This is a genomic window from Microbacterium sp. HM-570, from assembly GCF_054165885.1.
Genome location: NZ_CM135111.1, coordinates 806,276 through 830,002, shown reverse-complemented (window position 1 = coordinate 830,002; position 23,727 = coordinate 806,276). Strand labels below are relative to the sequence as shown.

The 23,727-nt window shown below is 68.0% G+C and carries 18 protein-coding genes and 2 riboswitches; of the genes, 10 read left to right on the top strand and 8 right to left on the bottom strand.

All coding sequences use genetic code 11. The features are described 5' to 3' along the window. Positions 1 to 25: 25 nt before the first annotated feature. The 6 genes from ACT9TC_RS03865 to ACT9TC_RS03840 are packed head-to-tail and all read right to left on the bottom strand — an operon-like array spanning position 26 to position 6,999. Positions 26 to 1,063 (bottom strand): glycosyltransferase family 2 protein, encoded by a 1,038-nt coding sequence (locus ACT9TC_RS03865; RefSeq protein WP_458042112.1) that lies wholly within the window; start codon positions 1,061 to 1,063, stop codon positions 26 to 28. A 26-nt stretch (positions 1,064 to 1,089) separates the two neighbouring features. Beyond that, entirely contained in the window at positions 1,090 to 2,277 is a 1,188-nt protein-coding gene (locus ACT9TC_RS03860; RefSeq protein ID WP_458042111.1) for a cysteine desulfurase family protein, read from the bottom strand. Positions 2,278 to 2,283: 6 nt separating this feature from the next. Beyond that, the gene (gene nadC, locus ACT9TC_RS03855; RefSeq protein WP_458042110.1) at positions 2,284 to 3,156 is read right to left on the bottom strand and encodes a carboxylating nicotinate-nucleotide diphosphorylase; all 873 of its coding nucleotides are present in this window, start codon (positions 3,154 to 3,156) and stop codon (positions 2,284 to 2,286) included. Beyond that, the gene (locus ACT9TC_RS03850; RefSeq protein ID WP_458042109.1) at positions 3,150 to 4,802 is read right to left on the bottom strand and encodes an L-aspartate oxidase; all 1,653 of its coding nucleotides are present in this window, start codon (positions 4,800 to 4,802) and stop codon (positions 3,150 to 3,152) included. The genes nadC and ACT9TC_RS03850 overlap by 7 nt, the downstream gene beginning before the upstream one ends. Continuing rightward, complete coding sequence (gene nadA, locus ACT9TC_RS03845; RefSeq protein WP_458042108.1) at positions 4,799 to 6,151, bottom strand: quinolinate synthase NadA; 1,353 nt, start codon at positions 6,149 to 6,151, stop codon at positions 4,799 to 4,801. Before nadA ends, ACT9TC_RS03850 begins: the two co-directional genes overlap by 4 nt. Next, positions 6,148 to 6,999 carry an NUDIX hydrolase gene (locus tag ACT9TC_RS03840; RefSeq protein ID WP_458042107.1) on the bottom strand — a complete coding sequence of 284 codons (852 nt, stop codon included), beginning with the start codon at positions 6,997 to 6,999 and terminating at the stop codon, positions 6,148 to 6,150. The genes nadA and ACT9TC_RS03840 overlap by 4 nt, the downstream gene beginning before the upstream one ends. Positions 7,000 to 7,352: 353 nt before the next feature. Here ACT9TC_RS03840 and ACT9TC_RS03835 point away from each other — a divergent pair, with 353 nt between their 5' ends. From ACT9TC_RS03835 to gcvP, 4 genes are all read left to right on the top strand, one after another. Beyond that, positions 7,353 to 8,525, top strand: coding sequence for a MarP family serine protease (locus ACT9TC_RS03835; protein WP_458042106.1), 1,173 nt, complete (start codon positions 7,353 to 7,355; stop codon positions 8,523 to 8,525). Between the two features lie 203 nt (positions 8,526 to 8,728). Further along, positions 8,729 to 8,827, top strand: a riboswitch (glycine riboswitch). Further along, positions 8,828 to 8,935, top strand: a riboswitch (glycine riboswitch). Between the two features lie 46 nt (positions 8,936 to 8,981). After that, positions 8,982 to 10,226, top strand: coding sequence for a glycine cleavage system aminomethyltransferase GcvT (locus tag ACT9TC_RS03830; protein WP_458042855.1), 1,245 nt, complete (start codon positions 8,982 to 8,984; stop codon positions 10,224 to 10,226). After that, positions 10,223 to 10,606 (top strand): glycine cleavage system protein GcvH, encoded by a 384-nt coding sequence (gene gcvH, locus ACT9TC_RS03825; protein ID WP_458042105.1) that lies wholly within the window; start codon positions 10,223 to 10,225, stop codon positions 10,604 to 10,606. Before ACT9TC_RS03830 ends, gcvH begins: the two co-directional genes overlap by 4 nt. Continuing rightward, positions 10,603 to 13,551, top strand: coding sequence for an aminomethyl-transferring glycine dehydrogenase (gene gcvP / locus ACT9TC_RS03820; RefSeq protein WP_458042104.1), 2,949 nt, complete (start codon positions 10,603 to 10,605; stop codon positions 13,549 to 13,551). The genes gcvH and gcvP overlap by 4 nt, the downstream gene beginning before the upstream one ends. 114 nt (positions 13,552 to 13,665) lie before the next feature. Here the strand turns inward: gcvP and ACT9TC_RS03815 are convergent, their stop codons facing one another. Next, positions 13,666 to 14,631, bottom strand: a complete 966-nt coding sequence (locus tag ACT9TC_RS03815) for a hypothetical protein (RefSeq protein WP_458042103.1) — start codon at positions 14,629 to 14,631, stop codon at positions 13,666 to 13,668. A gap of 227 nt (positions 14,632 to 14,858) precedes the next feature. Continuing rightward, the gene (locus tag ACT9TC_RS03810) at positions 14,859 to 15,698 is read right to left on the bottom strand and encodes a CPBP family intramembrane glutamic endopeptidase (RefSeq protein WP_458042102.1); all 840 of its coding nucleotides are present in this window, start codon (positions 15,696 to 15,698) and stop codon (positions 14,859 to 14,861) included. A gap of 159 nt (positions 15,699 to 15,857) precedes the next feature. On the opposite strand from ACT9TC_RS03810, the gene ACT9TC_RS03805 reads away from it, so the two are divergent. The 6 genes from ACT9TC_RS03805 to ACT9TC_RS03780 all read left to right on the top strand — a co-directional run bounded on the left by ACT9TC_RS03805 (position 15,858) and on the right by ACT9TC_RS03780 (position 23,553). Beyond that, positions 15,858 to 17,486: a peptide ABC transporter substrate-binding protein gene (locus tag ACT9TC_RS03805; RefSeq protein ID WP_458042101.1), complete on the top strand. Its 1,629-nt coding sequence runs from the start codon at positions 15,858 to 15,860 to the stop codon at positions 17,484 to 17,486. Between the two features lie 155 nt (positions 17,487 to 17,641). After that, positions 17,642 to 18,571, top strand: a complete 930-nt coding sequence (locus ACT9TC_RS03800) for an ABC transporter permease (protein WP_458042100.1) — start codon at positions 17,642 to 17,644, stop codon at positions 18,569 to 18,571. Continuing rightward, complete coding sequence (locus ACT9TC_RS03795; protein ID WP_458042099.1) at positions 18,561 to 19,508, top strand: ABC transporter permease; 948 nt, start codon at positions 18,561 to 18,563, stop codon at positions 19,506 to 19,508. Before ACT9TC_RS03800 ends, ACT9TC_RS03795 begins: the two co-directional genes overlap by 11 nt. Further along, positions 19,505 to 21,151, top strand: coding sequence for a dipeptide ABC transporter ATP-binding protein (locus tag ACT9TC_RS03790; protein WP_458042098.1), 1,647 nt, complete (start codon positions 19,505 to 19,507; stop codon positions 21,149 to 21,151). Before ACT9TC_RS03795 ends, ACT9TC_RS03790 begins: the two co-directional genes overlap by 4 nt. Before the next feature lie 5 nt (positions 21,152 to 21,156). Continuing rightward, positions 21,157 to 21,783, top strand: a complete 627-nt coding sequence (locus ACT9TC_RS03785; protein ID WP_458042854.1) for a hypothetical protein — start codon at positions 21,157 to 21,159, stop codon at positions 21,781 to 21,783. Between the two features lie 87 nt (positions 21,784 to 21,870). After that, a complete protein-coding gene (locus tag ACT9TC_RS03780) occupies positions 21,871 to 23,553 on the top strand; it encodes an ABC transporter family substrate-binding protein (protein WP_458042097.1) in 1,683 nt (560 codons plus the stop codon). Positions 23,554 to 23,727: the final 174 nt, after the last annotated feature.

The following is a 23,727-nucleotide window of genomic DNA, read 5'->3' as shown; positions in this document are numbered from 1 at the left end:
TGCGCTCGCTCAACGACCGAGGGGGCTACCAGAGCGACGCGGCGTCGATGGTGATCGCGACATCGCGGTCGACGCGTCCGCGGGTGGATTCGTCGGCCACGTCCCAGACGTCCCGCACGAAAGCCCCGAGGGCGCGGCGATAGGCATCGTCCGGGTGCTCTCGCGCGATCGACGCGAGACGGGGCACGTCCATCGCGAGGATCAGCGCCGCACGAGCTTGCACTGCTCGGGTCGCGGATGCCTCGCGCAACACCCCCAGGCCCGCGCTCATCGCGTCCAGCGCGTCGCGCAGCACGGGCAGTTCGGCTTCGCGCTGCGTGATGGATGAACCATCCGGTCGCACCCGCCAGTGCACCACCACGTCGGGGATCACGTCGAACGCACGCGCGCGGGCGTACATCGCCTGGGCCAAGACCTGGTCTTCGTAGAGGCGCCCCTCCGGAAAGCGGAGTCCCGACCGCACCCAGAAGTCGGTGCGGCTGACCTTCGACCAGGCGACGATGTTGCCGGATGCTTCGGGGTGCTCCTCGATCGTCGTCGCCGTGCGTTCGGGATCTGTTGCGGCCGCGACCCATGGTTGCACCGTACCGACCTCGTAGGCGGTGCGGGAGATGGCCGCCGTGCTCATGTCGGCGTCGTGTTCGACACCCGATCGGGGGCGTAGGCGCGCGTACGCACCCACCACGAAGTCGCTCCCGGTGCGTTCGAGGGTGCCGACGAGGCGTTCCAGCGCCCCCGGAACGAGCACGTCGTCCGCATCCAAGAATCCGACGAACGGGGTGCGCACGCGATCAAGGGCTGCGTTGCGTGCCGCGCCGAGGCCCCGACGCTCGGGCTGCGCAACGAAGGCGAACCGGTCGTCGGATGCGGCCGCGTCCGCGAAGATCTCGCGCGTGCCGTCGGTTGAGTGGTCGTCGATCAGGATGGCGTGCCAACCGGGGAACGTTTGCCCCCGGACGGACTCGAGTGCTTCGCGGGCGTAGGGAGCGACGTCGAATCCCGCGATGACGAGAGTGACCACCGCGTCGTCGGGGCGACCCGCGGAATCGTTCGTCGTGCTCACGCGGCTGATTGTCACGCGGCTGATTGTCACGCGGCTGATTGTACGGCCGCGACCGATGCCGCGACGGCGTCACCCAGAGTCCGAGCGTCGGCAACGCCATCCATCGTCCCGATCCGGGCGGAGAAGGTGAAGCGGACGGATGTCTGGGCTACCTCGCCCGGTATCCCGATCGCGAGCAGCACATGCGAGGGCTCGTCGCTGCCGGCGGCGCACGCCGACCCGCTCGAGGACACGATGCCGCGCCGTTCGAGTTCGAGCAGAACGGCCTCCCCGCTCGTTCCGGCAAAGGTGAAGCTGGCCGTGCCGGGCAGGCGGTGCACGGGGTGGCCGGTCAGACGTGCCGTCGGGACGGCGTCGAGAACCTTCGCGATGAACGCGTCGCGGAACCCGGCGACTCGGGTGGATGCCTCGACACGCTCGGCGTCGGCGAGGGTGAGCGCGGTTGCGAGCGCCACCGCGCCGGCGACACTCTCGGTGCCGCTTCGACGACCGCGCTCCTGACCTCCGCCGTGGAGCAGGGGCTCGATCGGAACGCGTCCGCGGACGGCCAGCGCCCCGGTGCCGGGGGGAGCGCCGACCTTGTGCCCGGCGATCGAGATCGCGTCGACGCCGAGTGTCGCGGCCGACAGGTCGAGCCATCCGGCGGCCTGCACCGCGTCGACGTGGATCGGAACACGCCGGGCGCGCGCGATGGCGGCCAGGGCCGGGACATCCTGAATCGTGCCGATCTCGTTGTTGGCATACCCGAGGGTCACGAGTGCGGTCTCGTCGCGGAGCGCCTTTTCGAGATCGCCCGGATCGACGCGGCCGACCGCGTCAACCGGCAGCTGCGTCACCGCGAAGGAGTGCACCCTGCGGAGGTAGTCGACGGACTCGAGGATCGACTCGTGCTCGATCGGCGTCGTGATGATGTGGCGGCGACCACGCACGTCAGCTGCACTGTCGGCGGGTCGGGCGAGATGCGCGGCGATGGAGATGCCCTTGACCGCGAGGTTGTTCGCCTCGGTGCCGCCGGATGTGAAGACGACGTCGCTCGGCCGCATCCCGAGCACGCGAGCGACGGTGCCGCGCGCGTCGGCGAGCGCGGCGGCCGCCCGTTCGCCGAACGTGTGGTGGCTCGAGGGGTTGCCGAACTCGGTCGTGAGGTACGGAATCATCGCCTCGAGGGCTTCGCGCCGCACCGGGGTCGTCGCCGCGTTGTCGAGGTAGAGCATCCGGTCTCAGTCCTCGGATCGGTGCGGATCGTCCACGAGGATGTCGAGCCCGAGATCCAAAGCCGGTGCGGAATGGGTCAGAGCGCCGACCGAGATGATGTCCACGCCCGTCTCGGCGATCGCCCGCACGGTGTCCAGCCGCACGCCGCCGCTCGCGTCCACGAGCGCGCGACCCGCGACCTGCTGAACACCGCGACGCAGGTCCCCGAGCGAGAAATTGTCGAGCAGGATCGTGCCGATGCCGGCGGCGAGCACGGGCTCGATCTGATCGAGGCGATCGACCTCGACCTCGACATGCGTCGTGTGCGGCAGTCGTGCGATCGCGCCCTGCAGCGCGGCCGTGACCGAGAGGCCACTGCGTTGCAGCACAGCCAGGTGGTTGTCTTTCGCCATCACGGCGTCCGAGAGCGAGTGCCGGTGGTTGTGGCCGCCGCCGCTCATGACGGCGTGCCGCTCGAACGCGCGCAGCCCCGGCGTTGTCTTGCGCGTGTCGACGATCCGGGCCCCTGTGTGTGCGACTTCGGCGACGAATCGCGCCGTGAGCGTCGCGATCGCCGACATCCGCTGCACGAAGTTGAGGGCGACACGTTCGGCGGTCAGCACGCCTCGCGCGGGGCCTTCCGCGACCGCGAGGACGGTGCCCGGGGCGAATTCAGTGCCGTCGGCCACCGTGAGCTCGACGCGGATCGCGGGATCTGTCAGCCGGAACGCTGCCGCGAAGACCTCACCGCCGCTGAAGACGCCGTGGTCCCGCGCGACCAACTCGGCGCGCGCGACCGCGGTCGGCGGGATGAGGAACTGGCTCGTGACATCGCCCCAGGGTGCGTCTTCTTCGAGCGCCGCCGAGACGGCGCGATCGATCGCGGCGCGGGTCAGCATCCTGCGCCTGCGACGAGAGCGGGGAATGCGATGCCGACGGGGGAAGAGAGGCTCGGGTCATCGCTGCGGTAATGCGCGCCGACAGATTCCCGTCGCGCGATGGCGGCACGGATGGTCGCGGCCGCGAGTTGCAACAGGTTCTCGTCCTCGAACTCGGCCTGCGAGCGCGGAGTCCGCGGCTGCGCGAGCCATCCGTCGACGACGTCCTGCGCTCGCCGCAGGCCGCGCTCATCGCGCACCACCCCCACGTTCTCCCACATCACGCGCTGCAGCGCCCTCCGCGTGAAGGTCGCGGGCTGCTCGCCTGGCAGAAGTTGGGGTGTCCCGGCCCGTCGAGCCCCATATACTGCCAGGGGAGCGGAACGGGGGGCGATGGGGGTGGGACCGGAGGTCGCGAGGGCGGCGGCGGCCCGCGCGCCGAACACCGCGCCCTCGAGCAACGAGTTCGACGCCAGACGATTGGCGCCGTGCACGCCCGTGCGCGCCGCCTCGCCGACCGCATACAGGCCGGGCAGGCTCGTCCGCCCGGAGAGATCCGTGACGATCCCGCCCATCAGGTAGTGCGCCGCGGGTGTCACCGGGATGGGTTCGCGTGCCCAGTCGAGGCCCCGCTCGCGGACGGCTCCGTCGATCGTCGGGAAGCGACGTGTCAGGAAGGATGCCGTCGCGCCCTGTCCTGTCGAGCCCTGTCCTGTCGAGCCCAGTCCTGTCGAGCCCTGTCCTGTCGAGCCCTGTCCTGTCGAACTCTGTCCCGTCGAGCCCAGCCGTGTTGCGTCGAGGTGGACGGGCCGCCCATCCTGTTCGAGCATGCGCAGGGCGATGGCGCGGGCGACGACGTCGCGCGGCGCGAGTTCGCCGTCGGGGTGCGTGTCGAACACGAAGCGGCGGCCGTCGTCGTCGATCAGGGTTGCGCCCTCACCGCGAACGGCCTCCGAGATGAGGAACGGCTCGCCCTCTGCCAGCACCGTCGGGTGGAACTGGACGAACTCGAGATCCGCAACCTCGGCTCCGGCCCGGAGCGCCGCGGCGATGCCGTCGCCCGTTGCCACGGAGGGGTTGGTGGTGTGGGCGAAAAGCTGACCCGCACCTCCGGTGGCGAGAACGACGGCGTCGGCCCGGAGCATCCGCCGGCCCTCCCTCGTGAGCAGGTCGACACCGCTCACGCGTCCGTCGTCGAGCGTCACATCGACGAGGAATGCGTGCTCGATGATCTCCACGACCGAGGCGCGGACGGCCGCGACGAGCGCGGTCTCGATCGCCGTGCCCGTGGCGTCTCCACCCGCGTGCAGTACGCGCGGGTACGAGTGCGCGGCCTCGAGGCCCTTGACGAAGGCGCCCGAGGCGTCACGGTCGAAGGCGACGCCGAGCGCGATCAGCTCGCGGATGCGTTCCGGCCCCTCGGTGACGAGTACGTCGACCGCGGCGGGGTCGCCGAGACCCGCGGCCGCGGACAGCGTGTCGCGTGCGTGATCCGCTGCCCGATCGTCGGCGAACATGACGCCCGCGATGCCGCCCTGCGCGTACCGTGTGTTGGCGTGCTCGAGCACGTCCTTCGTGACGAGCGTGACCTCGACGCCCGCGCGTGCGGCGTGCAGCGCGACGGTCAGTCCGGCGATGCCGCTGCCGACGACGATGGCGCTCGTCATGCCGTCACCTGGGGCGCGGGCTTGGCCGCCAGCATCCGTTCGAGCGCGATGCGTGCGGGCTCAGCGACGTCGGCGGCGACCGTGATGCGGTTGACGACCGTGCCCGAGCCAGCGACAGAGCCGCCGACGAGTTCCTCGAGCACCCACGCGAGGTAACCGGGGTGAATGCGATACATCGTCGAGCACGGGCAGACGACCGGGTCGAGGCAGAAGATGGTGTGCTGCGGATGCTCCGCCGCGAGCCGCTGCACGAGGTTGACCTCGGTACCGATGGCGAAGGTCATCGGCTCGGTAGCGGTCTCGATCGCCTTGCGGATGTAATCGGTCGACCCGGCCTCGTCCGCCGCGTCGACGACGGGCATCGGGCACTCGGGGTGCACGATCACGCGGACGCCCGGATGCTCGGCCCGCGCCTTCTCGATCTGATCGACCGTGAAGCGGCGGTGCACCGAGCAGAACCCGTGCCACAGGATCACGCGGGCGTCGTCGAGCGCGGCCTCGTCGTTGCCGCCGAGCGGGCGGTTCGGGTTCCACATCGGCATCTGCTCGAGGGGAACGCCCATGGCCTTGGCGGTGTTGCGGCCGAGGTGCTGGTCGGGGAAGAAAAGCACCCGACGGCCTCGCGCGAAAGCCCATTCGAGCACCGTCCGCGCGTTCGACGAGGTGCAGACGATCCCGCCGTGCCGCCCGACGAACCCCTTGATGGCTGCCGACGAGTTCATGTACGTCACCGGAATGACCGGCACCAGGCCGTCCGCATCCACGGCATCCATCGGGCCATAGACATCCTCGAGCTGCTCCCAGCATTCCTCGACCTGATCGATGTTCGCCATATCGGCCATGGAGCAGCCAGCGGCGAGGTTGGGCAGGATGACCGCCTGCTCGGGGCGCGAGAGAAGGTCCGCGGTCTCGGCCATGAAGTGCACCCCGCAGAAGACGATCGCCTCGGCTTCGGGGTGTGCCTGGGCGGCGTTGGCGAGCTGGAACGAGTCGCCCACATAGTCCGCGTGGACCACCACCTCTTCGCGCTGATAGAAGTGGCCGAGAATCACGACGCGGTCGCCGAGTGTGCGTTTGGCGGCCAGGATGCGTTCGTGTAGGTCGGCTTCGGATGCCTCGCGGTACGCGACCGGTAGCTCACCCTGTCGCGGCGAACCGGCGGGAATCACATCGCCCATCGATGACCCCGGACCGTATCCGGGGCGCCCGTCGAAGTTCCACGGTCCCGCGGCGAGGTCGGTGTTGCACGTTTCGGCATCCGAGAGTCCCGCGGTGATCCGCTGGATCTCATGATCGACCGACGAGTCGAGCGTGACCGAGGGGCTGAGGGTGAGGGGTGTGGCGTTCATGTCGTCCTCGAATCGAAGGATGCGCGGCTCGGTGCCGGCGACGGCGCAGGTGCGGGTGCGGCGAGCGGGCCGCGCTCGGCCAACTCGACATCCTGGTTGTAGCGGTATAGGCGGGCGGGACGGTGGCTGCCGGTGCGGAAGCCGTCGGTGGGAATCAGGGTTCCGGAGTTCTCGACCTGACGCCGGAAGTTCGCGGGATCGAGCTTGCGGCCGAGGATCGACTCGTATGCCTCGCGCAACTCCGCGAGCGTGAACTCGTCGGCAAGCAGACCGTGCGCAATGCGCGAGTAGCCGGCCTTGTTGCGCAGTCGCCAGAGCGCGTAGTCGACGATCTGGTTGTGATCGAAGGCGAGCTTCGGTAGATCAGCCGCGTCGAACCAGGCCACGTTCTCGGGTGCGTCCTTGCCCGCGGCGTGGGCCGCCACCTGTGCGTCCACCTCTGCGGAACGCAGCAGGGCCCAGTACACGATCGACACGACGCGGCTGGGGGAGCGGTCGACGTCGCCGAAAGCGTAGAGCTGCTCAAGGTAGCTCGGTGCGAGACCCGTGGTTTCGCCGAGGGTTCGGGATGCCGCGGCATCCAGTCCTTCGGTCGCGTCGAGCCATCCGCCCGGCAACGCCCAGAGCCGGTCGTAGGGATCGCGTGTGCGGCGCACCAGGGGAAGGACGAGTGCTGCCGAGTCATCCTGGGCACGACGCCGCAGGGTGAAGATCACGGTCGAGACCGCGACACGCGTGGCTTCGGTGCCGGTGCCGGTGCCGGTGGCGGCGGTGGCAGGAGCGGTGGCGACGGCTGGACCTGCGGGCGTTCGCGACTCAGCGACCGTGGCTGCGGGTGCTGTGTTCATGGTGTGCTGACTCGTAATCTCGAGGGCGAGGCTTGTTTGAGTCAGTGTGACTCTAACCTTCGACGATCTTAGTGTCATGTCGACTCGAAGGCAAACCTCGTGCGACGCCGCCCGCCGCCCGGTGTCCGCTCCCGGCTTGAGCCCCGCTCGTGCCGAAAGCGCCGGTTGATCTCGAGAGCGCCGGTGTTGCCCGCACACAAGGGGCTGGCTCGGCAACATGCGGCGACTTCGACGATCGAGTGGCGAGCAGGCGCGCGGCGACACCTGCCGGGACTTCTCAGCGACGCGATTTATCCTGAGTCCGGCGCCCGGCCGCTCGATGTGCGAGACCGGAGGCGGAGAGGGGCAGGCGCATGCAGGTTGTGGACGTCGTCGTGCTCGTTCTGCTTCTCGTCGCGCTGATCATCGGGTTCCAGCGGGGTCTGCTCGCAAGTCTCGGGACTCTCGTCGGGCTCGGTATCGGAGCCGTCGCGGCGTACTGGCTGATGCCCTTTGTGACGGCCGCTCTGCCCTGGCCCATGTGGCGCGCGCTCGCCGTGATCGTGGCCACGCTGCTGCTGTTGGCCGGATGCGCGGCGCTCGGGTCTGCGGCGGGCAACGCCCTGCGGCGCGGCGTCGACCGCACCCCACTGCGCGGCGTCGATCGCTTGCTGGGCGGGGGGCTGACGCTCGTGGCCGCGGCGCTCGCCGTGTCGCTCGTCGGCTCCGGACTCGCGGCGACCGGAACGCCCGTCGTCTCGACCGCGATCGCCTCGTCGCGCGTACTCACCGTCATCGAGAGCATCGTGCCGCGTCCCCTCCAAGCGGGACTCGCAGAGCTGCGCGGCGCCGTGCTCGGCGACGCAATCCCCACGCTCGGGGGTCTGCTGCTGCCGGGCACCGCGGCGGTCCAGCCCCCCGTGCAGCTCGACGATCCGGAACTCGCGGAGGCCGCGGCATCCGTCGCTCGTATTACCGGAGTGGCATACGCCTGCGGCCTGAGCTCGAGTGGCTCGGGTTTTGTCATCTCCGAGGACCGTGTCGTGACGAACGCTCACGTCGTCGCGGGCGTCGATCGGCCGGTTGTCGAGCTGCCCGGACGCGGGGCGCGCGACGGACGGGTCGTCTACTTCGACCCGGTCGGTGACATTGCGGTGGTGGCCGTCGACGATCTTGACGCGGAACCTCTGGATGTCGCCCCCGTGCTGTCCGCGGGCTCGTCGGCGGCCGTGCAGGGGTATCCGCACGGCGGACCCTTCGAGTCCATGTCGGCCGCGGTCCTCGCGGTGGGGACGGTGCCGGTGCCGGACATCTACGACGAATCCTCGAACCTTCGCGAGATCTACACGCTCGATGCGAATGTGCGGCCCGGCAACTCGGGAGGGCCGCTGCTGACCGCGGATGGCGATGTGGCCGGCCTCGTTTTCGCGCGCGGCGGAGAGCGGGAAAGCCGCGGCTACGCGTCCACGTCCACCGAACTCGCCCCGATCGTCGCGGGCGCCGCGGGATGGCAGAGCCCGGTGTCGTCCGGCACCTGCACCCGCTGACGGGCCCGGCGTCACGCTCCCTGAGCTTGTCGAAGGGAGCAGCGGATCCTCAGTATCGTGCGTAGCTTCGACAGGCTCAGCGACCGATTGCCCGCGCCGCGCCGCTCCACGTGCGTCCCGAGGCCCCGCGGTGGGTATGCTGGCCGCGTCAGACCATCCATGGTCGGCAATAACTGCACGGCGATAACTGAACATCGGCCCTATGACCCCTTGCGGGAGAGCCCCGGCACCGCTTCGCGCCGGGCACCGAAGGAGCAAGCCTCCCCGCCAATCTCTCAGGTATTGCGTACCGCGGGGGTCGGGCCACTCTGGAAAGAGATCCGTTTCGAGCGGATCCGCCGACGGTGAAAACCGAGTCATCCTGATCGATGTCTCGGCGAAACTCTCAGGCACATGACAGAGGGGGAGTTCACCGGGCGTCGATCGGCGCCCGCCCGCACCACCACGGGAGAACTCATGCCAGACCCCACCCCGCCGACAACGGCCCCACCGGGCGATGCCCTGCGCTCGCCGTCCGAGCCTCGGCGCACCGTCCTCGCCGCCGCGCATGAGCGACTCGGCGCATCGTTCACCGACTTCGGCGGATGGTGGATGCCCGTGCGCTATACCTCCGAACTCGCCGAGCACCACGCCGTGCGCACGGCCGCCGGGTTGTTCGACATCTCGCACATGGCCGAGTTCATCGTGAGCGGGGCCCGTGCGGGCGAGTTCCTCGACTATGCCCTGTCGGGTCGTTCGTCGGCTATGCGCGTCGGCAAGGCCTCGTACGGTCTCGTGCTGACCGAGGGCGGTGGAATCGTCGACGACGTCATCGTCTACCGCCTGGCGGAGGGCCACTATGTGGTCATCGTGAACGCCGGGAATCGGGATGCCGTGGCCACCGCACTCGCTGAGCGCGCGGCATCCGTCCCGCCTCCCGCCTCACCGACGCCATCCGAGCCCGACGCCGACTCGTACTTCGGCTTCGTGGCGGGCGCCGCGGGCTTTCGCGTGGAGGATGTGTCCGATGACCTCGCGCTCATCGCGGTGCAGGGCCCGGCTTCGCCCGCGATCCTCGCCGCGACCGAGGGCCTCGGCGAGTTCGCGCCGAGCCTTGACGACCTCGGCTACTACGCCGCCGCGGCCGCACGGTTCGACGGAGCCCCGGTGCTCGTCGCACGGACGGGCTACACCGGCGAGGACGGATTCGAGCTCGCAGTGCCTGTCGCGCGCGCCGAGGAACTGTGGAACGCACTCCTCGCGGCCGGCGAACCGCTCGGACTCGTGCCGGCCGGGCTCGCCGCGCGGGACACCCTCCGGCTCGAGGCCGGAATGCCGCTCTATGGTCACGAGCTGTCGGCGAGCATCCGTCCCGCTCAGGCCGGACTCGCTCGCGCGGTTGCGAGCGACGGAGACTTCGTCGGTCGAGAGGGCGCCAGCGCGCCTTCGGCTCCGGATGCTCGTGTGCTCGTCGGCCTCGCTTCCGAAGGCCGCCGAGCCGGGCGCGCGGGTTATGCCGTGTTCTATGGCGGCGATGCCGTCGCGACCGAGGTGGGCGAGGTCACGAGCGGTGCGCTCAGCCCCACGCTCGGGCATCCCATCGCTCTCGCCTACGTCGACCCGGCCGTTTCGGCGCCGGGGACCGTGCTCCACATAGATGTCCGCGGTACGCGCATCCGCGCGACCGTCACAGCCACCCCGTTCTATCGGAGGAAAAAATGACCGATCTCACCGCCCTGTCCTACACCGCCGAACACGAGTGGATTTCGATCGACGGCGATATCGCGACGGTCGGCATCACCGACTATGCCGCCGAGAAGCTGGGCGACGTCGTGTTCGTCGAGCTCCCGACCGTCGACTCGGGCGTGAGCGCCGGGCAGGTGTGCGGTGAGATCGAATCGACGAAGTCGGTCGGCGAGCTCTACGCGCCGTTGACGGGCGATGTCGTCGCGGTCAACGACGCGGTCGCGGATGACCCGAGCCTGATCAACTCGTCGCCCTTCGAGGACGGGTGGCTGCTGAAGATCCGCATCGACGCGTCCGCGCCGGCCGAGCTGCTCGACCGCGCCGCCTACATCGGCCTGACGGGCCAGGCTTCATGACCGTGTCGCACGGAGAGCCCGCCGGGCGCACGGTGCCGGGCGCTTTCGCCGCGCGCCATATCGGGACGGATGCGGCGGCCCAGGCTGCGATGTTGGATGTCCTCGGGTATCCGAGCGTCGACGCGTTGCTCGATGCCGCCGTGCCGGGCGCAATCCGCGTCCGCGAGCGCACGACGAGCGATATCCCGCCCGCATCGACGGAGGCCGAAGCGCTCGCCGAACTGCGCGAACTGGCCTCGACGAACCGCGCGGCGCGCCCGATGATCGGGCTCGGCTACTACGACACCTTCACGCCGTCGGTCATCCAGAGGAACGTGCTCGAGAATCCGTCCTGGTATACGGCCTACACGCCGTATCAGCCCGAGATCTCGCAGGGTCGGCTCGAGGCCCTCATCACGTTCCAGACGATGGTGACCGACCTGACGGGCCTCGACATCGCCGGCGCGTCCATGCTCGACGAGTCCACCGCCGTGGTCGAGGGGATGCTCGTCGCCCGGCGCGGATCGAAATCGACGTCGAAGGTGTTCTTGGTCGATGCCGACGCGTTGCCGCAGACGCGGGCTCTGCTGGCGTCGCGGGCCACCGCCCTCGGGATCGAGGTGCGGACGATCGACTTCGCTTCAGAGACGGAAGCATCCGTCCTTCCCGAGACCTTCGGCGCGCTCATCCAGTACCCGGGGGCGTCCGGCCGAGTCTGGGACCCGTCTGGCATCATCGCCGCCGTGCAGGCGCAGGGCGGGCTCACGGTCGTCGCGGCAGATCTGCTCGCGCTGACGCTCATCGCCTCGCCCGGCTCGCTCGGCGCGGACATCGCGGCGGGCACGACGCAGCGCTTCGGCGTTCCGCTCGGCTACGGCGGACCGCACGCGGGTTACCTCGCCGTGCGCCAAGGCCTGGCACGCCAGCTGCCGGGTCGCCTGGTTGGTGTCTCTCGCGATGCCGCCGGAAACCCCGCCTACCGTCTCGCGTTGCAGACGCGTGAGCAGCACATCCGTCGCGAAAAGGCGACGTCGAACATCTGCACCGCTCAGGTGCTGCTGGCCGTCATGGCGGCGATGTACACGGTCTATCACGGTCCCGAAGGGCTTCGCGCGATCGCAACGGATGTCGCGGGCAAGGCGGATGCACTCGCCACCGTGCTGCGGGGGTACGGTCTCACGCTCGCGTCGAATTCGTTCTTCGACACACTCCGCGTCTTCGTTCCGGGGGAAGCCGCTCGCGTGATCGAGCGCGCCCGCTCGCGCGGCTACCAACTGCTGTGGGTCGACGACGCGACAGTCGGGGTCTCGGTGGACGAGACCACCACCCCGGCCGATCTGGCCGCGGTCGCCTGGGCATTCGGTCTGCCCGACGGAGCCGTCTCCACCACACCCGAGGGTGCCCGTTCTACGCGCGAGGGTGCCCGTTCCGGCGCCGAAGGTGCCTGTATCGGCGCACTCCCAACCGATCTGCTCCGCGAGGACGAGTACCTGACGCATCCGGTATTCCATGCGCACCGCAGCGAGACCGCGATGATGCGCTATCTGAAGACGCTCGCCGACCGCGACTACGGGCTCGATCGGGGCATGATCCCGCTCGGCTCGTGCACGATGAAGCTCAACGCGGCGACCGAAATGGCGGCCGTGTCGTGGCCCGAGTTCGCGCGGGTGCATCCGTTCGCCCCCGAAGCGGACGTGCGCGGATACCTGGGTCTCATCGAGCAGCTCGAGACCTGGCTCGCCGAGGTCACGGGATACGACGCCGTGTCGCTGCAGCCGAACGCGGGCTCGCAGGGCGAGCTGGCGGGACTTCTCGCGATCCGCGGGTACCACCGTTCGCGCGGCGACCTCGGGCGTGATGTCTGCCTGATCCCGTCCTCGGCGCACGGCACCAATGCGGCATCGGCGGTGCTTGCCGGCATGCGGGTCGTCGTGGTGGCGTGCGACGCGGCGGGCAACGTGGACCTCGGCGACCTGCGCGCCAAGATCGCCGAGCACGCCGCGACCCTCGCGGCGCTGATGATCACGTACCCGTCGACGCACGGCGTGTACGAGCACGATGTGCTCGACATCACGCAGGCCGTGCACGACGCGGGCGGCCAGGTCTACGTCGACGGCGCGAACCTCAACGCCCTGCTCGGGTACGCGCGGTTCGGCGACCTCGGCGGCGATGTGTCGCACCTCAACCTGCACAAGACGTTCGCGATCCCGCACGGCGGCGGCGGGCCGGGCGTCGGGCCGGTCGCGGCGAAAGCGCACCTTGCACCGTTCTTGCCGGGGCATCCGTTCTCGCCGCGTCCCGACCACGCGGGCGGCTTCGTCTTCGACGGTGCGCCGGTTTCGGGCGCGCCGCACGGGTCGGCGGGGATCCTCCCGGTGTCGTGGGCCTACGTGCGGATGATGGGGGCCGAGGGGTTGCGGGATGCCACGGCCGCCGCGGTGCTCGCCGCCAACTACGTCGCGGCGCGGCTGCGTGCCCACTTCCCCGTGCTGTACACGGGCGAGAACGGGCTGGTCGCGCACGAGTGCATCCTCGACCTGCGGCCTCTTCGCGAAGCGACGGGGATCACGGTAGACGATGTGGCGAAGCGTCTGATCGACTACGGGTTCCATGCGCCGACGATGTCGTTCCCCGTAGCGGGGACGCTCATGGTCGAGCCGACCGAGAGCGAGGACCTGGCCGAACTCGAGCGGTTCGTCGAGGCGATGATCGCGATCCACGCCGAAGCGCATTCCGTCGCGGCGGGGGGGTGGCCGGCGGATGACAACCCGCTGGTGAACGCCCCGCATACGGCCGAGTCGGCGATTGCGGGTGAGTGGGAGCATCCGTATTCCCGCGAGCGCGCGGTGTACCCGACGCACGCGCTGGTGCGGAACAAGTACTGGCCGCCGGTGCGCCGAGTGGACAACGCGTGGGGTGACCGCAACCTCGCGTGCGCCTGCCCGCCGGTCGAGGCCTTCGCCTAGCCCCCGCCCACCTCGCCCCGCCCTCGAACCGGCAGATCCGTCGCGAACCTTGACGGAATCCGCACCGGTTCGCGACAAATCTGCCGGTTCGGTGAGAGATGGGCGGGGTGGAGGTCAGGGGGTGCGGCCGCGGAGCGTCGCGAGCATCGCGGTGTTCGGCGGACCGATGACCGGCAGCCCCGCGGCGAGCAGCTTCGCTCGCACGGGCCTCACGCGGTGGGCATCGCTCCAGTCCCATCGGGCGAATCCCCGGCTTTGACGACGCAATCGATCTTCGCGGAGCTTCTCCGCGACGATGGTTCGTACTGCCTCGGTCGCCGTGTGGGCCGCATACTTCCCGTACCCGTCCGATTCGCCGATGATTCGATGATCCGGCCACCAGAAGTCGGTTCGATCCTCGCGGCCCTCCGACCAGAACCTCTGCTGCAGCGTCGGTACGGGAAATCCGAGCCAATGGATCACGGCGCGACTCACGGATTCGCCGACCGACTCCGAGTGCGCATCGGCGAACTCGAACGCCCACGCCAGCTTCCGCGTGCCCCGTCGGTTGCTGTCGGAGGCAACAATCGCGCTCAGGGCGTCGAGGGACACCCCCATATGCAGCGCGGCATCCACAAGAGCCAGCCCGTACGCCGGCGGTAACGCTCGTGCCGTGTCAACGATCGTCTCGAGTAGTCCCGTTGCGAGTGCATCCTCGCCCTCCATGCGAACCGCTGCGCGAGGGGTCTTCGAGGCGTGCACGACGACATCGCCGAACGTCGTTGTCGCTCTCGCTTGCCCGTCGAAGAGATGAATGTGGGATGCCTCGCCGAAAAGTGGCAGACCGTGTAGAGCGGCTGCCGACTCGCGGAAGAACAACGCATCCGGGAAAGCCAAGACGGCGGCATGAACGCGCTCTCGATAGCGCTCGTATGGCTTGAGGTCTGCCCACCAGTCCGCCGGAGCGTAGACGCCGGGTCGCACCGCGACGAGCTCTCCGCGATGGGCTCGCGCGTAGAGCCGATCGCCAAGTTGCCGTTGATCGCGGGAGAGCAGCAGCGGGGATGCTGTGCGTTGCGGCGCTCGAGGTGGTGTTCGCATCCGCCCACCTTGGTGAGCTGGCGACCGTCCGCCGGTCCCTCGGTCGCGATCGGCGGAAACACCGGACGATCCCCGTCCGGTGGAGGACCCGTGTGCTGCGTCCGCCCTCCCGCCCCGTCTCCGTGCGCGAACCGGCAATTGCGTCGCGAACCGGAACGGAATCCGGCCCGGCTCGCGACGAATGTGCCGGTTCGGGGAAAGTGGCGCGGGGCGCGGGGGCCGGCGGGTTAGGGGGTCGGGGTCGGCGACAGGGATCCGGTCGGCGCGGGCGACGGGCCGGCGGGAACCCCGAAAACCCCGGGCCACAGGGCTGCGGCCAGCGGGTACCCCACGAACGCGATCACGTTGATCAGCGTGTGGGCGATAACGAGCGGCATGACGCGCCCCCAGCGCCGGTAACACCAGCCGAACACGACGCCCATCACGAAGTTGCCGATCATCGGACCGAACCCCTGGTACGCGTGGTACGCCGCACGCAGCGCAGCGGTCGACAGGATGATCGTCCACCACCCCCACCCGAGCCGACGCAGCCGGTCGAACAGGTACCCGATGAAGATGACCTCTTCGGTCAGGCCGGCGCGCACGGCCGCGAGCAGCAGCAGGGGAATCGTCCACCACGAAGCATCCAATGGCGAAGCATCCACCTGCACGGTGATCCCGAGCGCCCGCCCGAGCGCATAGAGCCCCAGACCCGGCACGCCGATCACGACGATGAGCAGAACACCGCGCCCGAAGTCTCCACCGAAGCGACGGAAGTCGAGCCCGATGCGCGTGAATGCCGATTTCCCCGGCTCCCACAGCAGCCAGATCGCGAGCGCCACCGGCACCAGCGCGAAGAACTGCGACAGGAACTGGTAGAGCACGGGCCAGAATTCGGATACGGAAGCCCCCGGGTTGACCGAGGTCGACTGCTGACCGAGCGACTCCTCGCGCTCCAACGACTGCACGAGTTGCAGCACCGAATAGAGAGCCGAGCGTCCGACCGATAGGGCCAGTACGATGCCGATCTCCCACCACAGTCGAACCCGTGCGCTGCGGTCGAGTGATGTAGGGCTGGCGGGATCCACTTCCACAGATTGCCATATAGATGGCAGCTTGAGTTAAGGCTATGTAACGGTTTTGCTCATGATTTGGAGCAATCGGACCAGGATGCCTAGGGTTTCCCTATCCCGCGCAGAATCACAACTATGACCCTGCGCGTAACAGCACTCTTAACAGGAGGACAAGTGAAGCGCAACAAGATTGCCCTGTCGGGGATCGCGCTCCTCGCCGTCGGAGGGCTCACGCTCGCCGGCTGCGCGAGCAGCGATGACTCGGGCGACACCGACGGTGGCGGCGCAAGCGACGCGATCATCACCACGAACGGTTCTGAGCCGGAGAACCCGCTCATCCCCACGACGACCAACGAGGTCGGCGGCGGCAAGATCCTCGACGCGATCTTCGCGGGCCTGGTCTCGTACGAGGCGGATGGTTCGCCCGTCAACGACATGGCGGAAGAGATCACGGTCGATGACCCGCAGAACCTCACGGTGAAGATCAAGGAAGGTCAGACCTTCACGGACGGCGAGGAAGTCACCGCCGACAACTTCATCAAGGCATGGAACTACGGTGCGCTCGCATCGAACGAGCAGCTGAACAGCTACTTCTTCGAGGACATCGAGGGCTTCAGCTACGACGAGGACTCGGAACTCACGGGCCTCGAACAGGTCGATGACTACACCTTCACGATCGCGCTGAACAAGCCCGCCTCGGACTTCGCGCTGCGCCTGGGCTACTCGGCCTTCTACCCGTTGCCGGATGTCGCGTTCGACGACATGGCCGCATTCGGTGAGAACCCGATCGGCAACGGCCCGTACATGCTCGACGGTGAGGGCGCGTGGCAGCACGACGTGCAGATCGACCTCGTCAAGAACCCCGACTACCAGGGGGTGCGTGAGGTGCAGAACGGTGGCCTGACCATCGTCTTCTACGCGTCGCAGGATGCGTCGTACGCCGACCTGCTTGCGGGCGAGGTCGACGTCGTCGACCAGATCCCGACGGGCGCGCTCGCGACCTTCGAGTCCGACCTCGAGGGCGTCGGCGGCACGGCTGTCAACCAGCCCGCCGCGGTCTTCCAGTCCTTCACGGTGCCGGAGTACCTCCCGCACTTCGAGGGCGAAGAGGGTCAGCTCCGTCGTCAGGCGATCTCGATGGCCATTAACCGTCCCGAGATCACCGACGTGATCTTCGAGGGCAGCCGCACGCCGGCGAGCGACTTCACGTCGCCCGTCATCGACGGATGGTCGGACTCGCTCGAGGGCGCCGAGGTGCTCGAATACAACGAGGAGGAGGCGCAGGCGCTCTGGGCCGAGGCTGACGCCATCTCGCCGTGGGAGGGTACGTTCCAGATCGCGTACAACTCCGACGGTGGCCACCAGGCCTGGGTCGACGCTGTGACCAACTCGATCAAGAACGTGCTCGGCATCGAGGCGTCGGGTGCTCCCTATCCGACCTTCGCCGAACTGCGCGAGCTCGTCAACTCCCGCACGATTACCACCGCGTTCCGCACCGGATGGCAGGCCGACTACCCCGGTCTGTACAACTTCCTCGGACCGCTGTACGCGACCAACGCGGGCTCGAACGACGGCGACTACTCGAACGAAGAGTTCGACGCGCTGCTCACCGAAGGCATCTCGTCCACGGACCCGGATGAGGCCAACGACCTGTTCCAGCAGGCACAGTCGATCCTGCTGCAGGACCTGCCCGCCACGCCGCTCTGGTACTCCAACGTGACCGGTGGCTACACCGAGATGGTCCAGAACGTCGAATTCGGCTGGAACTCGGTTCCGCTGTACCACGAGATCACCAAGGGTTAACTCCCGATCTGACTCGCGAGGCGGTGGCGGCGACGTCACCGCCTCGCGACATGTTCCCCAGGGCTCGCGTTCGCCCACCCGACGCGGCACGATGCTCTTAGCGGGTTAGCGCGCCAACAGGGTAAGCGCTCGCCCCGTATCCGGAGGGAGTGAGGGTGCTCGCGTACATCCTCAGACGACTGCTGCAGGTGATACCCGTGTTCTTCGGGGCGACGCTGCTGATCTATTTCATGGTCTTTGCCATGCCCGGGGATCCGATCCTCGCCCTTTTCGGCGACCGGACCCCGAACCCCACTCTGCTCGCTCAGATTCGAGAGCAATACCACCTCGACGACCCGTTCCTGGTGCAGTACTTCTACTACATCACCGGTGTGCTGCGGGGCGACTTCGGCGTCAGCTTCTCGGGTCAGCCGGTCGGCGACATCCTGTTGCGCACCTTCCCGGTGACGGCGCGACTCGCGATCATGGCGCTTGTCATCGAATTCGCGCTGGCCATCATCATCGGCACCTTCTCGGCTCTGCGGAAGGGCAAGCTGTTCGACAACGCATCGCTCGTCGTCGCGTTGGTCTTCGTCGCAGTGCCGATCTTCGTGCTCGCCTTCCTCGCGCAGTATTTCCTGGCTATCCAGCTCGGCTGGTTCCGACCCACGGTCGGGGCGCGGAACGGATGGCTCGACCTGCTGCTCCCGGCCATCGTGCTGGGGGTGAGCCTGTACGCCACGAGCATGCGATTGATGCGTGCCTCGACCATCGACACACTCAATCAGGACTGGGTACGCACCGCGTATAGCAAGGGCCTGTCGCGGCGACGCGTTGTGCCCGTGCACGTCGTGCGCAATTCGCTGTTGCCCGTCATCACGAACTCGGCCACCAATTTCGGTGTGCTGTTGGTCGGTGCGACCGTTACCGAGGGTATTTTCAACGTCCCCGGTGTCGGAAACACGCTGTATGAGGCCATCACGCGTCAGGAGGGTCCCACCGTGGTCTCGTTCGTGACCGTCTTCGTGGTCGTCTACGTGCTCGTCAATCTCGTTGTCGACCTGCTCTACGGTCTGCTTGACCCGAGGATCCGCTATGCCAAGTGATCTCACTCCTGCCCCGCACTTCGTCGCCCCTGTTCGCGACGCCACGATCAAGGTCGATGAGGTCAAGGTTGCCGCGAAGCGCAGCAACCTGTGGCTCGATGCCTGGCGAGACATGCGTCGCCGGCCGACTTTCTGGGTGTCGAGCGTTGTCGTCGTGATCATCGTGATCATGGCTTTCGCGCCGACCCTGTTCACGCAAGTCCCGCCGAACTCACAGTGCTTCCTCGAGAACAGCAACGGTGGACCGGCCGCAGGCCACCCGCTCGGCTACACGTTCCAGGGTTGTGATGTCTGGTCGCGCATCGTCTGGGGCGCGCGCACCTCGATCTCGGTCGGCCTGATCGCCACCGTCATCGGCACGGTCGTGGGCCTGATCTTCGGCGCACTTGCCGGCTTCTACGGCGGATGGCTCGACTCGCTGCTCTCGCGCATCGGCGACATCTTCTTCGCCATCCCCTACATCCTCGCCGCGATCGTCGTCATGAGCGTCTTTTCGCAGAACCGCACGGTCTTCACGCTCGCTTTCGCGATCGGTGGGTTTGCCTGGGCGTCGACGGCGCGCATCATCCGGGCCGAGATCCTGCGTGTGCGCCAGGCGGACTTCGTGATGGCGTCTCGCGCGCTCGGCCAGTCGCGTTTCCGGACGCTCGTTGCGCACGTCGTCCCGAACGCCCTTCCCCCCGTGCTGGTCGTCGCCACGATCTCGCTCGCGGCTGCCATTGTCGCCGAGGCGACACTCGCGTTCCTTGGTGTGGGCCTCGGGAGCGGGACCATGTCGTGGGGTAACGACATCAGCCAGGCGCAGCAGTCCCTGCGTGTCGCGCCGATGGCACTGATCTATCCGTCGATCGCGCTCACGGTCACCGTGCTCGCCTTCATCGTGCTCGGCGAGCTTCTCCGAGATGCCATCGACCCGAAGGCGAGGGCCCGCCGATGAGCGAGCGCACCGACGTCCCGCTTCTCAGCATCCGCGACCTGACCGTCGCATTCGGTGCGAACGAAGTGCTGCACGGCGTGAGCCTGGACATCTTCCCCGGCGAGACCGTCGCAATCGTGGGGGAGTCCGGCTCGGGCAAGTCCACGACCGCCTCGGCTGTCGTCAACCTCCTCCCGGGCAACGGTCTGGTGACAGGCGGGAGCATCAAGCTCGACGGCCGCGAACTCACCGACCTCAACGCCACGCAGATGGAGCGCATCCGCGGGCGTGAGATCGGCTACGTCCCGCAGGACCCGATGTCGAACCTGAACCCGGTGTGGAGCATCGGCTTCCAGGTGAAGGAAGCGATCCGGGCTAACGGGATCGCGTCCGACCGAAAGGACGTCGAGGCGCGTGCGATCGAGGTTCTGAAGCAGGCGGGACTTCCGGATGCTGCCAAGCGCATGCACCAGTTCCCGCACCAGTTCTCCGGGGGTATGCGCCAGCGTGCCCTGATCGGCATCGGTCTGGCCGCCGACCCGAAGCTTCTGATCGCAGACGAACCGACGTCGGCCCTCGACGTCACCGTGCAGCGGGTGATTCTCGACCACATGGCCACGCTGACGCGAGACAAGGGCACGTCGGTGCTCCTCATCACGCATGACCTGGGCCTCGCCGCCGAGCGGGCCGAGAAGATCGTCGTGATGAATCGGGGTGAGATCGTCGAGATGGGCCCGAGCCGCGAGATTCTCGAGAACCCGCTGCATCCGTACACCCAGCGTCTCGTCGCCGCGGCGCCGAGCCTGGCGTCCAAGCGCATCCAGACGCGCCCGCGCGAACAGGCCAGCGCGAATGCTGCGCCGGCCGCTCCCGCGATCGAGGTCCGCGACCTCGTCAAGGAGTACAAGATCCGCCTCGGTGGCTTCCGCAGCGAAGCCTTCCGTGCCGTCGACGGCGTCTCGTTCCAGATTCCGCGCGGCAAGACGCTCGCCCTGGTGGGGGAGTCCGGCTCGGGCAAGTCCACCGTGGCGAAGATGGTGCTGAAGCTCGAGGATCCGACGTCGGGCGATGTGTTCATCGACGGCCAGGACATCGCGAAGCTCAGTGGCCGCGAGGTTTTCCGTGTGCGTCGGCAGATGCAGCCGGTCTTCCAGGACCCGTACGGATCGCTCGATCCGCTCCGCAACATCGGCAACACCATCTCGGAGCCCCTCAACATCCACAAGGTGGGCGACCGCGCGTCGCGTCGAGCTCGTGTGGCAGAGCTGTTGGACCAGGTCTCTCTTCCGCAGTCGCTGGAGTCGCGCTATCCGAACGAGCTCTCGGGTGGGCAGAGGCAGCGCGTCGCGATCGCGCGCGCTCTCGCGCTCAAGCCGGATGTCGTCGTGCTCGACGAAGCCGTCTCGGCACTCGACGTGCTGGTGCAGGATCAGATCCTGCAGCTGCTCGCCGAGTTGCAGAGCGAACTCGGGCTGACGTACCTGTTCATCACGCACGACCTGGCCGTCGTCCGCGTCGCCGCCGACATGGTGTGCGTCATGGAGCGCGGCAAGGTCGTCGAACAGGGCACGGTGGATGAGATCTTCGCGAATCCCGCCGAGGAGTACACGCGGCGACTGCTCGCGGCGATCCCGGGTGCATCGATTCCGCTGGGCGGCGTGTGACGGGCATGTCCTCGCCGTCTGCGCCGAACGAACCTGTCGGCGGACGCAGGGATGTGCGGGTCTTCCGCGCCCCCTCAGCCACGATCGGGGCGATCGCCGGAGCCGTTGTCGCCCTGGCGCTGCTGGTCGACGCGGCCGTGCGTGCCGGGCTGGGCGAGATGATGTTGCTGGCGCCCTGGGTGCTGCTGGTGCTCTGGTTCGTTTACGTGCTGGTCTACGCCCCGCACATCCGGACGGATTCCGAGGGCGTTCGCGTGCACAACCTGTTGCGGATCGTGGAGTTTCCCTGGAGCGCCGTGCGCGACATCGAGCTGCGCTGGCAGGTGCGCTTCGGCCTGAGTTCGGGCGAGAACATCGCGAGTTTCGGCGGTCCAGTCGCCGGACGGCCCGCCCGGCCGGGACTTCGTCTCGGTGGGGGAGAGCGGCGCGAGCCTCCCGCCCTGCGTGACGTGGAGCTGATACGCGAACAGTGGATCTCGGCGACGGAGGGTGATCCCGTGCCTGAGCTGCCGGCGCCGGAGGCCGCGCGTTCAGCATCCGTCGTCCGTCGCAGCTGGGACGTTCCGGCTCTGATCGCGCTCGTCGCCATCGCCATCTGGGCCGTGGTAGCAGTGCTTGTCGCGCACCCGTAGACCTGACGGGTCCGTCTGGCAAGCGACGCGAGCGGATCCGCTGCTTACGGACCTCGGTGTTACTTTGGCGGGAGGAGATAACAGCCCATGAGAATCGCGAGAGCGCTCGGCCTCAGTGGCGCGGTCGCCACCCTTTCACTTACGCTGACCGGCTGCATCGGCGGCGGAACGATCCTTCCGAGCGACGGGCCCACGCCTCCTCCTCCTCCGTCGGAGCTGCCCGCCACGGCCTGGACTCGTGCCGATGCCGCGAGCGTGTCCGAAGGCGGCGACCTGCACCTGGCCGTGACATCCTTCCCGCTGACGTTCAACACCTATCTCGCCTCGGGCATCGAGGCTGACACGCGGTCGATCGTCGCGCCGACGACAGGTGGGCCGCTCATCATCGACGAGTACGGGGTAGCCGAGCTGGACGAAGACTACGCATCTTCCGTTGAAGTGACGAGCCGAGACCCATTGGTTGTCGAGATCGAGTTGAATCCGAGCGCGGTCTGGGAGGACGGCACGCCCATCACCGTCGCCGACTACGAAGCGACCTGGCGGGCTCTCAACGGTGTTGACGACACCTACCGACCGGCGTCGACGGTGGGCTATGAGGACATCGCCTCCGTGCAGGCGGGAGCGGACGAGTTTGACGTCCTGGTGACCTTCTCGCGGCCCTTCGTCGATTGGGAGAGTCTGCTGACGGGCGTGGTCAAGGAGAGCATCGCGAGCGACCCCGCCGTCTTCAACGAGGGGTTCGATGCGATAGGCATGCCATCGAGCGGACCCTTCGTCTTCACCGAGATCGACTCCGACGCGCAGGTCGTAATTCTCGAGCGCAACCCGCTCTGGTGGGGCGAGACCCCCAAGCTCGACCGCATCCTGTTCAAGGCTGTGAGCCAGGACCAGCAGGGTTCGTCGTTCGCGAACGGTGAGGTCGACGCTCTCTATATCTCGTCGAACGCCGACCTCTACGAGACCGCGCAGACGGTCGACGGCGCTGACATCCAGGCCACGAACGGCCTGACGTGGACCCACGTCACGATGAACGCCAAGGAGGGCCCGCTCTCCGACGTCAACGTGCGCAAGGCGGTCGCCTCGATCGTCAACCGCGAGCAGATCTCGGCAGCGGCCAACACGCCGGTCGGAGTGCCTGCTGTCACGCAGGGCGACTATATCTTCATGGCTGGTCAGGAAGGCTACGAAGACGCGGCTCTGCCGTATGACACCGAAGCGGGTGCGGCGTTCCTCGAAGAGGCCGGCTACAGCAAGGACGGCGACTCGTGGGTGAAGGACGGCGAGCCGCTCGAGCTCAGCGTCACCGTTCCCGCCGACACCGCGACGAACATCCAGCGCGCCGAGCAGGTCCAGGCCGACCTCGGTGAGTTCGGGATCCCCGTCGAGCTCGTCTCGGTTCCTGTCGCCGGCTACTTCAGCGACTACGTGATCCCGGGCGACTTCGAGATGGTCAGCTTCTCGTGGGTCGGAACCGCGTTCCCGATCTCGTCATCGGAACCGCTGTTCTACCCGCTGGACTCCGAGCAGAACTTCACCGCCACGACCGATGAAGCGCTCGGTGACCTGTGGGATCAGGCAAACGCCGAACTCGACCCCGAAGCGCGCATCGAGATCGCAAACGAGATCAACGAGACCATCTGGGGCTACGTCCCGATGTTCCCGATCGCGCCGCTCCCGAACGTGTGGGCCGTGCAGGACGGTCTCGTCAACTACGGCGCGACGCAGTTCGAGACGATCGACTGGACGCTCGTGGGCTGGGCCGCCGAGTAATCTGCGCTCATTGTCCGGGCGGGGCGGGATCCTTCGGGGTCTCGCCCCGCTCTCGTTCTCACCGCGAGGGTGCCCGTTTCCACCGCGAGGGTGCCCGTTTCCACCACGAGGGTGCCCTTTTCCACCACGAGAGTGGGAACTGGGCTAGACAAGAGGCACCCTCGCGCAAACAAA

Excerpts from the sequence above, each read along its gene's own strand:
- ACT9TC_RS03860 (WP_458042111.1), bottom strand. The coding sequence starts at position 2,277 with ATGCTCTACCTCGACAACGCGGCGACGACCCCGGTGCGGCGCGAAGCC.
- nadC (WP_458042110.1), bottom strand. The coding sequence starts at position 3,156 with ATGCTGACCCGCGCCGCGATCGATCGCGCCGTCTCGGCGGCGCTCGAA.
- ACT9TC_RS03850 (WP_458042109.1), bottom strand. The coding sequence starts at position 4,802 with ATGACGAGCGCCATCGTCGTCGGCAGCGGCATCGCCGGACTGACCGTC.
- nadA (WP_458042108.1), bottom strand. The coding sequence starts at position 6,151 with ATGAACGCCACACCCCTCACCCTCAGCCCCTCGGTCACGCTCGACTCG.
- ACT9TC_RS03840 (WP_458042107.1), bottom strand. The coding sequence starts at position 6,999 with ATGAACACAGCACCCGCAGCCACGGTCGCTGAGTCGCGAACGCCCGCA.
- ACT9TC_RS03835 (WP_458042106.1), top strand. The coding sequence starts at position 7,353 with ATGCAGGTTGTGGACGTCGTCGTGCTCGTTCTGCTTCTCGTCGCGCTG.
- ACT9TC_RS03830 (WP_458042855.1), top strand. The coding sequence starts at position 8,982 with ATGCCAGACCCCACCCCGCCGACAACGGCCCCACCGGGCGATGCCCTG.
- gcvH (WP_458042105.1), top strand. The coding sequence starts at position 10,223 with ATGACCGATCTCACCGCCCTGTCCTACACCGCCGAACACGAGTGGATT.
- gcvP (WP_458042104.1), top strand. The coding sequence starts at position 10,603 with ATGACCGTGTCGCACGGAGAGCCCGCCGGGCGCACGGTGCCGGGCGCT.
- ACT9TC_RS03815 (WP_458042103.1), bottom strand. The coding sequence starts at position 14,631 with ATGCGAACACCACCTCGAGCGCCGCAACGCACAGCATCCCCGCTGCTG.
- ACT9TC_RS03795 (WP_458042099.1), top strand. The coding sequence starts at position 18,561 with ATGCCAAGTGATCTCACTCCTGCCCCGCACTTCGTCGCCCCTGTTCGC.
- ACT9TC_RS03790 (WP_458042098.1), top strand. The coding sequence starts at position 19,505 with ATGAGCGAGCGCACCGACGTCCCGCTTCTCAGCATCCGCGACCTGACC.
- ACT9TC_RS03785 (WP_458042854.1), top strand. The coding sequence starts at position 21,157 with ATGTCCTCGCCGTCTGCGCCGAACGAACCTGTCGGCGGACGCAGGGAT.
- ACT9TC_RS03780 (WP_458042097.1), top strand. The coding sequence starts at position 21,871 with ATGAGAATCGCGAGAGCGCTCGGCCTCAGTGGCGCGGTCGCCACCCTT.